At 71.6% G+C, this 11671-nt stretch carries 12 protein-coding genes; 5 read left to right on the top strand and 7 right to left on the bottom strand.

Translation table 11 applies throughout. The features are described from left to right. Nucleotides 1-167 precede the first annotated feature (167 nt). The 3 genes from AB0M26_RS09775 to ddaH all read right to left on the bottom strand — a co-directional run bounded on the left by AB0M26_RS09775 (nt 168) and on the right by ddaH (nt 3005). Nucleotides 168-743 carry a dihydrofolate reductase family protein gene (locus tag AB0M26_RS09775; RefSeq protein ID WP_365257305.1) on the bottom strand — a complete coding sequence of 192 codons (576 nt, stop codon included), beginning with the start codon at nt 741-743 and terminating at the stop codon, nt 168-170. A 252-nt stretch (nt 744-995) separates the two neighbouring features. After that, nucleotides 996-1970 (bottom strand): acyl-ACP desaturase, encoded by a 975-nt coding sequence (locus tag AB0M26_RS09770; RefSeq protein WP_365257274.1) that lies wholly within the window; start codon nt 1968-1970, stop codon nt 996-998. 258 nt (nt 1971-2228) lie between these two features. Beyond that, entirely contained in the window at nt 2229-3005 is a 777-nt protein-coding gene (gene ddaH, locus AB0M26_RS09765; protein WP_365257271.1) for a dimethylargininase, read from the bottom strand. Between the two features lie 432 nt (nt 3006-3437). Here ddaH and AB0M26_RS09760 point away from each other — a divergent pair, with 432 nt between their 5' ends. Next, complete coding sequence (locus AB0M26_RS09760) at nt 3438-3602, top strand: hypothetical protein (protein ID WP_365257268.1); 165 nt, start codon at nt 3438-3440, stop codon at nt 3600-3602. Between the two features lie 246 nt (nt 3603-3848). Here AB0M26_RS09760 and AB0M26_RS09755 read toward each other — a convergent pair whose 3' ends face one another. The 3 genes from AB0M26_RS09755 to AB0M26_RS09745 all read right to left on the bottom strand — a co-directional run bounded on the left by AB0M26_RS09755 (nt 3849) and on the right by AB0M26_RS09745 (nt 6124). Next, the gene (locus AB0M26_RS09755; RefSeq protein WP_365257265.1) at nt 3849-4280 is read right to left on the bottom strand and encodes an SRPBCC domain-containing protein; all 432 of its coding nucleotides are present in this window, start codon (nt 4278-4280) and stop codon (nt 3849-3851) included. Nucleotides 4281-4505: 225 nt separating this feature from the next. Continuing rightward, nucleotides 4506-5138 carry an ATP-binding cassette domain-containing protein gene (locus AB0M26_RS09750; protein WP_365257262.1) on the bottom strand — a complete coding sequence of 211 codons (633 nt, stop codon included), beginning with the start codon at nt 5136-5138 and terminating at the stop codon, nt 4506-4508. A gap of 572 nt (nt 5139-5710) precedes the next feature. After that, nucleotides 5711-6124, bottom strand: a complete 414-nt coding sequence (locus tag AB0M26_RS09745; RefSeq protein ID WP_365257259.1) for an SsgA family sporulation/cell division regulator — start codon at nt 6122-6124, stop codon at nt 5711-5713. Between the two features lie 172 nt (nt 6125-6296). Here AB0M26_RS09745 and AB0M26_RS09740 point away from each other — a divergent pair, with 172 nt between their 5' ends. From AB0M26_RS09740 to AB0M26_RS09730, 3 genes are all read left to right on the top strand, one after another. Beyond that, nucleotides 6297-6989 (top strand): endonuclease V, encoded by a 693-nt coding sequence (locus AB0M26_RS09740; protein ID WP_365257256.1) that lies wholly within the window; start codon nt 6297-6299, stop codon nt 6987-6989. 226 nt (nt 6990-7215) lie between these two features. Then, complete coding sequence (locus AB0M26_RS09735; RefSeq protein WP_365257253.1) at nt 7216-7515, top strand: YciI family protein; 300 nt, start codon at nt 7216-7218, stop codon at nt 7513-7515. Nucleotides 7516-7707: 192 nt separating this feature from the next. Next, a complete protein-coding gene (locus AB0M26_RS09730; protein WP_365257250.1) occupies nt 7708-8787 on the top strand; it encodes an oxidoreductase in 1080 nt (359 codons plus the stop codon). Between the two features lie 177 nt (nt 8788-8964). Here the strand turns inward: AB0M26_RS09730 and AB0M26_RS09725 are convergent, their stop codons facing one another. Continuing rightward, a complete protein-coding gene (locus tag AB0M26_RS09725) occupies nt 8965-10182 on the bottom strand; it encodes a saccharopine dehydrogenase NADP-binding domain-containing protein (protein WP_365257247.1) in 1218 nt (405 codons plus the stop codon). Between the two features lie 259 nt (nt 10183-10441). Between AB0M26_RS09725 and AB0M26_RS09720 the strand changes: the two genes are divergently transcribed. Beyond that, on the top strand, nt 10442-11377 hold the full coding sequence (locus tag AB0M26_RS09720; RefSeq protein WP_365257244.1) for a dihydrodipicolinate synthase family protein: 936 nt from the start codon (nt 10442-10444) through the stop codon (nt 11375-11377). Nucleotides 11378-11671: the final 294 nt, after the last annotated feature.

Raw genomic sequence — 11671 nt, 5'->3', positions numbered from 1 at the left:
GCTACCTTGCCGGCCTACACCTCCGCGCCTCGATGATCTGGATCAAGGACCTCACGCGAGCCGCCCCTTGATCACGACCAAATACGCTCCCTAGCCAGCAGGCGCGTGCCGGCCCGGGAGGCCGGATGCCCGCCACCGCGGCAACGGCGAAGGCAACCGTGCTGCGATCAGCGCGCGGGAGTCCGGAGCCGCTCGTAGCGGAGCAGGACCACGCCGCTGCCGAAGGTATGGCTCTCGGCGAGACGGAGTCGGGGCCGGCTGTCGGACTCTCGGAACAACGGCCGGCCCCGGCCCAGCAGCACCGGGTGGATGTAGATCCGGTACTCGTCGATCAGGTCGTGCCGCCGGAACGTCTCCGCGAGATCGGGGCCGCCGAGCACCAGATCCCCGCCCGGCTGGTCCTTGAGCTCCTCGATCTCCTCGACGACGACCTCGCGCTTGACCGTGGCGTTCCAGTCGGCCTTCGCCACCGTCCTGGAGAACACGATCTTCGGCATGTCCCGCCAGATACCGGCGAACTCCGCCTCCGTCTCGCCGACGGACGGATCGGCATCGGCGGTCGGCCAGTACGAGGCCATCAGTTCATGGGTCACACGCCCGGTGAGGAAGCCGCCCACCGTCCGGATCCACTCGTTGAAGTGGCGGTGCAACTCGTCGTCGACGAAGTGCCAGTCGATCTCGCGGTTCGGGCCCTCGAAGAAGCCGTCGAGGGACATCGACAGCGACAGGACGATCTTTCGCATCACGGACCTCGCCGAGTCGTCGCGGGACGGTGCGGGCTGCGCCGCCCGCACCGCCGCGACGATACTCGGGACGTACGGCCTGCCACGGCCGTACGCGCCGGGCCCTCGCACGAGGATCAGCGCTGGACTGCGAACTCCACCAAGACCGCCCAGATCGTTCATGACGGACGGGCCGTCGAGTACGCCCGTACAGCTCGACCGCCGTACGCTTCGTACCGCTCCGGGCGGCCGTCAGGCAGGCCTGGCCCGCCGTCAGGCAGACTTGGCGGCCGCGCGGCGGGCGAGCAGCGCCTCGCGGCGCTCGTCGAACTTCGTGGCCTGTTCGTCGAGACCGCCCATGAACAGGCCCAGTTCCTCCTGCGCCTTGAGGCCTTCGGGCCCCAGTCCGGTGATCTCCAGGACCTTCAGGAAGCGGAGGACGGGCTGCAGTACGTCGTCGTGGTGGATGCGGAGGTTGTAGATACCGCCGATGGCCATCCGGGCGGCCGCGCGCTCGAAGCCCGGCATGCCGTGACCGGGCATGCGGAAGTTGACGACGACGTCGCGGACGGCGGCCATGGTCCGGTCGGGGGCCAACTCGAAGGCCTTCGCCAGCAGATTCCGGTAGAAGACCATGTGGAGGTTCTCGTCGGTGGCGATCCGGGCGAGCATCCGGTCGCACACGGGGTCGCCGGAGTGGTGGCCGGTGTTGCGGTGCGAGATACGGGTCGCCAGCTCCTGGAAGGCCACGTACGCGACGGAGTGCAGCATGCTGTGCCGGTTGTCGGACTCGAACCCCTCCGACATGTGCGCCATACGGAACCGTTCGAGTTCCACCGGGTCGACGGCCCGGGAGGTGAGCAGGTAGTCGCGCAAGACGATGCCGTGCCGGCCCTCCTCCGCGGTCCAGCGGTGGACCCACTGGCCCCATGCGCCGTCGCGGCCGAAGAGCGTGGCTATCTCATGGTGGTAGCTGGGGAGGTTGTCCTCGGTGAGCAGATTCACCACGAGGGCCGTCCGGCCGATGTCACTGACCTTCGACTGCTCGGGCGCCCAGGGCTCGCCGCCGAGCGGGCCGTCGAAGTTCCGGCCGTCGCTCCACGGCACGTACTCGTGGGGCATCCACTCCTTGGCCACCTTGAGGTGCCGGTTGAGCTCGGTCTCGACGACCTCCTCCAGGGCGTACAGAAGCCGGGCGTCGCTCCATGCCCCGGACGACGGGGCGAGAGGGATGGGGCTGAAGGTCACGGTGGCTCCTGGAAACGTGCGCGGGCAGGCCGGGGGCATGCGGAACAGTTACGGCTGCGTAGGTTACGAAGCCGTAGGTTAAGGCCGCGATAAGTCTCCGGTCACGCGTGCGAAAGCTTCGCCCGCTTATGTCCGGTTGAGGTGCGGCCGTCTGCGGGGGTCGGGGAAGGGGCGGGGGCTGGGCGCGGGACCTGGACCTCGGGTGCGGGGGCCGGGTGGGCGCGCGCCGGACGCGGGGCGGAAGAACTGCCGTAGCAGCTACCGGTAGAGGCCCCGCAACCGGACCGACAGGCACGTCACGCAGCCCTCCAGCTTCTCGAACTCGCTGATGTCCACCGGCACGACGTCGTAGCCGAGTCCGCTCAGCAGCTCCGCGGTCTTCGGCGCGCTCGCCGCCATGAGCAGCTTTCCGCCGCCCAGCAGCAGGACGTGCGCCCCGGTCTCCTCCGGTACGGGCAGGAAGTGCGGGAAGATCGACGGGTCGTCGACCAGCGGCGGATGGCCGATCACGGTTCCGTCCGGCAGGGCTGTGACCGCGGACTTCAGGTGGAGCACCCGGCTGACGGGCACCGCGATCACACGGGCGCCCAGCGGCTCGAAGGCGGCGCGGAGTTGCTGGACCCCTGCCGCGTTCGTGCGCCCGCCCCGGCCGACGTAAATGGTGTCGCCGATCGTGAGGACGTCGCCGCCGTCGAGAGTCCCCGGGTCCCAGACCCAGTTGATCGAGCAGCCCATCCGTGCGATGGCCTCCTCGACCTCCGTCGTCTCCGGCTTGCGGGCGTCGGCGCCCGGGCGGGCGATCAACGCGACATTCCGGAAGACGACCACCGTGTCCTCGATGAAGACACTGTCGGGGCAGTCGTGGGCGGGCTCGACCTCGAACGGCTCCCAGCCGTGGGCCTGGAGCGCCCCGACGTAGGCCTCCCACTGGCTCAGCGCACGGCCGTAGTCCACCGGGGTGCGTTCGACATGGGTCACGATGCCCTCGGCGAGACGCGGACTGGGGCGGCGGATCAGCACCTTCTTGCTGGGCACGTGGTGGCTCCCTCGGGTGTGGGTGGGGACGCGGGCGGGGTCGTGGGCTACGGGTGCGGGCGGCGGACGGGGTGCTCGGGCCGTGACCGCGATCGGCTCGTACCCGGAGTTTCCGCTCGTACCCTCGGGCAGGCCCCTCGGGTGCGTGCACCCATCCTGAACTGCGACGTGGCTCATCCTCTACTTCCCGGGCCCGCCTGCCGCGGAGAAATCCCCGGCGGACGCGGATCCCGCACAGACCCCGCACCACCCCGTGGACGCACTGGCCGCAGCCACAGCACTTGGCGACCTCCTTCCCACCCCGGGGAACCGGCGGGCCGAAGCCCGAGGCGAAGCGGTGGTGCAGGCACACCCGGCGTGCCCCCGCGACCCGACCTGAACGGCGCTCAGCGTGCCGGGCGTCGGGCAAGTGCGGGGCGGCCGGGACCGGCCGTGCAGCGGGCGGCGTCCGAGTCCGAGGTGCGGAGGATCGTCGCGGACATCAACGACCGGATCCGCGAGGCGATCAGGACGCCGCTCTCCGGTCCTCCGCTCAATCTGGTCCCCTTCGACGTCGAACATGTCGTCCAGGAGTGGCGCGCTCAGCGCTCGTCGTGAGAGGCGACCGGCGTTGATGGCTGTGGTGGGGCGAGCGGCGACGGGAGTTGATGGTGGTGGGGCGAGCGGCGACCGGCGTGTGCCGGGGCGACGTTCCTCCGGGCGTCGTCATGAGGCGTCGCGGGTCCATGTACGCGTCTCGAGCGCATAGCCGTACTGCGGTCGGCCCTTGACGCTGCTCGTACGGAACGGAGTCGAGGGACCCACAGGCGGAAGCCGGGTGGCGTGCCGTCGCGCCGGAGCAGGTCAGGCGCTCGTGCGGAAGGGGAGGGGTTCGCCCGTCTCCAGGAGCGTCTTGAGGCTGGAGAGCAGCATCGGCCACCCCGGCCGGACCACCTTGAGGAAGAGGCCCTCCTCGTCCAAGTTGCTGTGGACGACGCTGAGCTGGGTGACCTCTCCCATCGCGCCCAGCTCGTACATGACCGTCGACGAGTGGCCGCCGTTGGACTCCGGCTGGTCGGTCTGGATCCAGTCGTAGGCGAGACGGCGGCCGGGGAGGCACTGGGTCACCGTGCCCGACCCGTCCGGGGCCCGGCTGGTGAGCGGGGAACCGGTCCTCCAGTCCGTGTCGAAGGACATCCCGAAGCGCCAGCGCGGCACCAGCTCCGGGTCCGTCAGGGCCTGCCAGACCTGCTCGGGGGTGGCGCGGATGTAGAGGTCGAAGGCCAGGGTCGTCATGTGCGGAGCTCCGTGGCGGCAGGTGACAGGGCGGCTTTGGCTGCCCGCGGCTAACGATGATCTTCCGCGGCCAATGATGATCTTCGCGAGCGGACGCTACTCGACGAACCCGGTGATTCCTACGACGTCGCCCCCGGCGCGTGGTTCACGCCCGGGGCGAGCCGGGCGGAATTCACCCTCCGCCGCTGTCCCGCCCGTTCCCTGACGACTCGTCCGCCCACGTCCTCATACGTCCTCCGCCTCCACCTGTGTCAACTCACCGTCCAGCCGCATCCATCGGGTGATCCCGATCTCCTCCAGGAACGGGATGTCGTGGCTGGCCACCAGCAGCGCGCCCTCGTACGACTCCAGATCCGCCGTCAGCTTGCGGACCGAGGCCATGTCGAGGTTATTGGTGGGCTCGTCCAGCATGAGGAGCTGCGGGGCCGGTTCCGCGAGCATCAGCGAGGCGAGGGAGGCGCGGAAGCGTTCGCCGCCCGAGAGCGTGCCCGCGATCCGGTCGGCGCGGGCGCCGCGGAAGAGGAAGCGGGCCTCGCTCGTATCACCCGCCTCGATGGCGTGCAGCGCCGCACGTGCTGCCGCGATGTCGAGCGCCTCGTCGACCCGCAGGGTGGTGTCCAGGACGACGTTCTGCGGCAGGTATCCCACGTCGCCCGCGGTACGGACGCTGCCCGCGGCAGGCGTCAGCTCCCCGGCCATAAGCCGCAGCAGCGTGGATTTGCCGGAGCCGTTCAGCCCGATGAGACCCGTGCGGCCGGGCCCCACCGACAAGTCGAAGTCCTCGAAAACGGAAGTTCCGTCGGGCCAGGCGAAGGTGAGTGCGGAGCAGGTGACGGATGAGGTGGCGGACTGAGCCATGCACCCTCCAAGAGTCGCGTGAAGCAGGGGCACCACGTGGAGACACCGGGGCGGCACGGCAGCGACGGCGGCAGCGGGGCTGCGACCGGGACGCGAACGGATACGCGGATGGCCCCGGTCGCGGGGGAAAGCGGCTCGGTGCCGAGGTCCGCACACGGCTCGACGCAGGAGCAGTTCATCTGCATCACTGCTTGAGCTCGGTGTCTCAGGACCTCAGACGAGCAACGGCTTTCTCCGATCGGCGACAACAGGGCCGTAGGAGAAGCTACGGGGGGCGGTGCGGCGCGGCAACGCAATTACGCGCCCGTGCCCCGCACTGGACGCCGCGCCCGTGCTGGACCCCGTGCCCCGTGGCGGACCCCGCGCCCCTCACTGAACCCCGCGCCCCGCTCCGGACGTTCGCGGAGACCTGAACGGTCGAGGGACCGGGCTCCGGGGCACGGCCCGGTCACGGCGCGGGAGGTCCATCGGTCCGGTCGAAAGCCCCTCGGGACCCCCGTAAAGCCCGAACCCCCGGGGAAGCGTCCCGGGGGTGCTGATTCACATGGTGCGAAATGGCTGAATTCTTACGTTCACGCCTGTCTCAGCAGGGCCGCGAGCTCCGCGTCCACATCCCAGTGCGAGCCCTCGCTTCCCGCGGGCACCAGAAGGTACGAACGCTGGAGGAACCGCCGCAGATCGGGGGTCTCCATGCGCACCATGGCCGTGCCGACGGAGGCGTGGAACTCCAGCACGGTCAGGTCGTCGCCGAACGGGCGTACGTGCACGTCGCCCTCGCCCGCCGGGCCGTCGAGACCCTGGGCCAGCAGGTCACGACCGAAGACCCAGGCCACGTCCGAGCCGGCGAGCGAGGCCCGCGGCGGGAAACAGATGCGGATGGCCAGCGGGTCGTCCCGCCGGTAGCTCAGCACGGCCGTCATGTCCTGCACCTGGGCGTCGGACGTGATGAGGCCGGCACGGACAGCTTGGTCGATGACAGGGGACACGCCTGCCTCCTCGCGCTCGTAGGGATCCCCGGACCCTGTGCCGGGCGGCACGTGGTTCGAGACATGGGCTGCGACATGGGTTCCACTGGATAAGACGAGCGTGTGGCCGGATCCGTGCATTGGTGGGCAGGGTGATGTCTGTCACCCAGCGGCTCAGTGATAGGACTGGGCTATGGGATGGGCGGAATTGTCCTGGCCGGGCACCGAGGCCGAGGCCGTGGCGGAGCAGGAACGCCTGCGCGGACTCGTCGACCTGGAGAGCCCCGGCCCGGTCCCGGGATCGGCGGTCAGGATCGCCGGGGTGGACGTGGCGTACGACGAGAAAACCGACCGCGTCGCAGGCGCCGCCGTCGTCCTGAACGCGGAGACCCTGCAGGTGACCGAGCGGGCGACTGCCGTCACCACGGCCTCGTTCCCGTACGTGCCTGGCCTGCTGGCCTTCCGCGAGCTCCCGCCCGTCCTGCGGGCACTGGAGCAGCTGGTCGCCCTGCCCGACCTGGTGGTGTGCGACGGCCACGGCATCGCACACCCGCGCCGCCTCGGACTCGCCAGCCATCTCGGGGTGCTGACCGGTCTCCCGGCGTTCGGGGTCGCCAAGACGTCGTTCGCGTTTGCGTACGAGCCGCCGGGCCCGGAGCGTGGCGCGTGGACGCCGCTGGCCGACGGCGGTGACGTGGTGGGGCGTGCACTGCGCACGCGCGAGGGGGTCAAGCCGGTCTTCGTCTCGGTGGGACACGCCGTCGGTCTGGAGGAGGCGTGCGCGCACACGCTGCGGCTGACCCCGCGCTACCGGCTGCCGGAGACGACGCGGCACGCCGACAACCTGTGCCGCCGGGCGCTGGCCATGGCGCTCGCGGAGGGCTGAACGCGTAGGGGAGTCGGCGCGGGACGGCCGAGTGCGGACGGATCAGTGGGTACGGCTGAGCGCGGAAGACTGAGTGCCGACGGCTGAGTACCGGACGGCCGAATGCGGACGGATCAGTGCGTACGACTCAGCGGTTCGCGTGGCCGAGCGCGTACGGGGGAGGGCCGCGAGCGGTCGCGGGGGAGCCCGGGAGCCGGGGCGCGGCACCGGCACGTAGGCTCGGATCATGTTCGTTCTAGAGCTGACCTACACCGCGCCCGCCGACGAGGTCGACGCCCTCCGTGAAGCCCATATGGAGTGGGTGGACGAGCAGTTCGACGCCGGGGTGTTCGTCGCCTCGGGGCGCAAGTACCCGCCCGACGGCGGGGTGATCCTGGCGGTGGGCGACGACCGCGACCGTATCGAGGCCGTCGTGGCCAGCGACCCGTTCGTCCAGGAGGAGGTCTGCGGGTACCGGGTCACGCAGTTCACCATGACCCGGACGGTGCCGGGGCTCGCGGAGTACCGCCAGCAGCCGGTCGGCTGAGATGCCCGGTGGAGGGCTCCGCGGCGGCGCGGCCCTCCTCCGCTCGCCTCCGCTGTGCCGTCTTCCCCCTGCCGGCTCCCGCTGTGCCGTGTTCCCCTGCCCCGCTCCCGCTGTGCCGTGTCCGCCACTGGTGTGCCGCCGCGTCGGCGGGGGTCTGGTCCCGGTGGTCGCGGTCGGCTAGTTTCCCGCGCCATGACGCTCACGAGACTCCTGAGGCGTGCGGTCTCATTCGGCCTGTGCGCGGCGGCACTTGCGACCGCCGCGACCCCGGCGGGTGCCGCGGACCACGACCGGTCCCGCATCGTCTGGCAATCCACCCCCACCGGAAGCGAGGTGCGGTTCCGCGGCCTCGCGGCGGTCAGCGGCAGCACGGCCTGGCTGGCGGGTTCGAAGGGGACGGTTCTGCGCACCGTTGACGGCGGGCGTGCATGGCGTAACGTATCGCCGCCGGGCGCCGGGGAGTTGGAGTTCCGCGATGTCGAGGCGTTCGACGCGCGCCATGCGGTCGTCCTGGCCATTGGCGAGGGCGAGGCGTCCCGGGTCTTCCGTACGGAGGACGGCGGGGCGACATGGAAGGAGAGCTTCCGTAACACCGACCCGAAGGCCTTCTACGACTGCATGACCTTCTTCGACCGGCGCCACGGTCTGGCGATGAGCGACCCGGTGGACGGAAAGTTCCGCATCCTCGCCACGGGTGACGGGGGCAGGACCTGGAGGGTGCTGCCCTCCGGCGGCATGCCGCCCGCACAGACCGGGGAGGCGGGCTTCGCGGCGAGCGGACAGTGCCTGGTGTCCTCTGGGCGGCGTGACGTGTGGATGGCGACGGGCGGCGCCGCGACGGCGCGGATCCTCCACTCCCGGGACCGCGGCCGTACGTGGCGGGCCGCCGAGTCGACGATCCCGGCGGGTGACCCCGCGAAGGGTGTGTTCGCGGTGGCGTTCCGCGGCCGCGGGCTCGGCGTCGCGGTCGGCGGCGACTACCGTCCGGACCAGGCGTCTCCGCAGGCGGGAGCGGTCAGCGGGAACGGGGGCCGCACGTGGAAGCAGGCGCAGACCCCGCCACCGGCCTACCGCTCGGGCGTGGCATGGCTCCCCACGCCGTGGCCCGCGGCGATCGCGGTTGGCCCGGCGGGCAGCGACCTGACGCTGGACGCGGGGCGTACGTGGCGCACGTTCGACACCGGCTCGTTCGACACGGTGGACTGCACGCGGGACGGGTCCTGCTGGGCGGCGGGTGAGAAGGGCCGCGCTGCCCGCCTGACCCGGGGATGACGCCCGGCGCGTGCCTGTTCCTCGGCTGACATCCCCCCTGTGCCGGGGTCCAACGGGGCCTCGGCACAGGGGGGATGGAAGCCCGTGGAGTATGCGCCTTCCGTGATCGGACTCAACGCCCGGTGTCCTGGCGGGACTCGCAGGAGGCACCCGGTTGGGCCGCGTGCCGGGTGCCCGCTACGTGGTGCTCAGGACGCGGAACGTCAGCCCCGCCACCGTCAGACGGTCCGTCAGAGGCTTGCCCATCGCGACCGCCGTCGTCACCTGTCCCGCCGTCCTCGGCACGTCGTCGTATGCCAGGCACAGCGCCGACTCGGCGAGCATCTTCGCCGTCTCGTCGTACCCCGGGTCGCCGCCCGCGACCTCCGTGACCACGCGCCGTCCGCCGCCGTTTCCGACGAAGCGGACCGTGAACCGGCTCCGCGCCCTCCGTTCGGCGCAAGGGCCCTGGCCAGGCGACCGGCGGGCGGACAACCGCCTCCGTGCGAACGGGACTTGGGCCAGCGCGAACACCGCGCCGACCGTCGCCATGCCGCCTACGGCCACCGCCAGCCGTTTCACCGCCGCCTGGTGGCGGTAGCGGAAGTCGGGACCGTATCGTTCCAGCGCGGCCGCCGAGCGGCCGACGATCTGTGCGTCGATGCCGGGCAGCGGCAGCGCCCAGGCGCGCGCGTCGCGGCTGCGCCGCGGAAGGACCCTCACCCCCCGCGCACCGCGCGGGATCACCGGGCCCGTCCGTACCCTCCGTCCTTCGGCCGCACCCGGCCACGGCTCGCGGCGCTGGCGTTCACGCGCCGCCCGTCGCATGGACACCGGCCGGGACAGCGCGGTCAGAACCGAGGCGAGCGTGCCGCCGGAGAAGGTCGCGTTGGTGCGGACGTAGCCGTCGATGCGCAGCGGTACGCCTTCCGGGAGCTGGTCCACGGTGAAGCGCACCCCCAAGTCGTGCGGCACGGAGTCGAATCCGCAGGCGTGCACCAGCCGGGCACCGGTCTCCCGGGCGCGGGCGTCGTACCGGAGGTACATCCGGTCGACGAACTCCGGCTCCCCGCAAAGATCCACATAGTCCGTCCCGGACTCCGCGCAGGCGGCGACCAGCCCCTCGCCGTAGTGGGTGTACGGCCCCACGGTCGTCGCCACCACGCGTGCGTCGGCGGTGATCCTGCGCAGTGAACCGGGATCGCCCGCGTCGGCGGTGAGGAGGGGCAGCGAGGCCCAGCGGGGGTCGTTCCGGGCCAGGTGTTCGCGTATGCGCTCCAGTTTGGCCGTGCTGCGTCCGGCAAGAGCCCAGCGGCAGTCGTCGGGTGCGTTCCGCGCCAGGTACGCGGCGGTGAGGCCGCCGGTGAAGCCGGTCGCCCCGAACAGCACGATGTCGTAGGTCCGCTGCACCCTCACGCTCCCTTCGGAGACCGGTCGCCGCTCGGCTCCCGGCCGGTGACGCCACGGTACGTAACGCGGCGACAGGCGGCCAGCAGTCCCGGACCGGCCGGGTCGCACCCGCCCGCAACCAGGACGCCCGGAGCCCGTCGGGACCACACCCCGACGGGTCTTGACGCGACGTTTCCACTGAGGCACTGTCAGCTCAGGACAATAGGACGTCCAACGTCCGGTGTGGCCGAACTCCTTTGCGATTGCCCGAAATTGTGGAGCCGCAATGCCTCTCCCCGCCCCCCTCACCGGCGTCGTACCGCCGCTGTGCACGCCCCTCACCCCCGACGGAGACGTCGACACCCGCTCTCTCCGCGCCCTCGTCGAACACCTCGTCGGCGCGGGCGTGGACGGGCTCTTCGCGCTCGGTTCCAGCGGTGAGACCGCCTATCTGAGCGATGCTCAGCGCCGTACGGTCCTGAGTGCGGCGGTCGAGGCCACGGCCGGCCGGGTGCCGGTCCTGGCCGGGGTGATCGACATGACCACGGCCCGCGTTCTGGATCACGCCCGCGCCGCGGCCGAGCTGGGCGCGGACGCTCTCGTGGCCACCGCGCCCTTCTACACCCGAACCCACTCCGTCGAGATCGCCGATCACCTCCGGCGCATCCGCCGGGGCGTGGATCTGCCGCTCTTCGCCTACGACATCCCCATGGCCGTGCACACCAAGCTCCCGCTCGCGGTCGTCCTGGACCTCGCGGCGGACGGTACCCTCGCGGGCCTGAAGGACAGCAGCGGTGATGACGGCGTGCTCCGCCGTCTCCTCGTCGAACTGCGCCGCCGCGGCCTCGACCGCACCTTCTCCGTGCTCACCGGCTCCGAACTCGCCGTCGACGGCGGCCTCCTGGCGGGGGCGCACGGTGTCGTGCCGGGGCTGGGCAACGTCGATCCGGCCGGTTACGTACGGCTGTACGCGCACGCCCGCGCGGGCCGCTGGACCGAAGCGGCTGCAGAGCAGGACCGGCTCGCCGCGCTGTTCGCCCTCACCGAAGTGGGCGACGAGGCGGCAATGGGCCGCAGTTCCTCGGCGCTCGGCGCCTTCAAGGCGGCGCTCCGTCTGCTCGGCGTCATCGACTGCCCGACCACGGCCGCCCCGCAGGTCCCGCTGGGGGACGCCGCCGTCAAGTCCGTACGCCGTCTGCTGCAAGAGGGCGGACTGCTGTGAGCAGACCGGGAACCGGACCGGGGAACGGCGCCGGGGAGCCATTCCCGACCGTCCGTACCGGAGGTCTGCCGCCGCCAGGTCCTGGATCGGCGTCCTGCGCCCGGTACTGGTGGCGCTTGGGTGCGGCGGGAGCCGCCGGAGGCCGGCGACTGGAGCGCCGGGTGGGGCACGTCCCGACAAGTGAGGCGCGCCGCCTCGCTCGGCTCCGTCTGCCGCGTTGGCGCGCTCGGCGGGGCGTTGCGGTCCCGGTGCCCGGGGCGCGGCCGGCCGAGGGCGCGCCGCTCGGGCGGACGC

The organism is Streptomyces sp. NPDC051776 (assembly GCF_040681345.1).
GTDB lineage: Bacteria > Actinomycetota > Actinomycetes > Streptomycetales > Streptomycetaceae > Streptomyces.
Note: the sequence above shows the minus strand (reverse complement) of the source record. Positions and strands in the feature narration are given on the sequence as shown.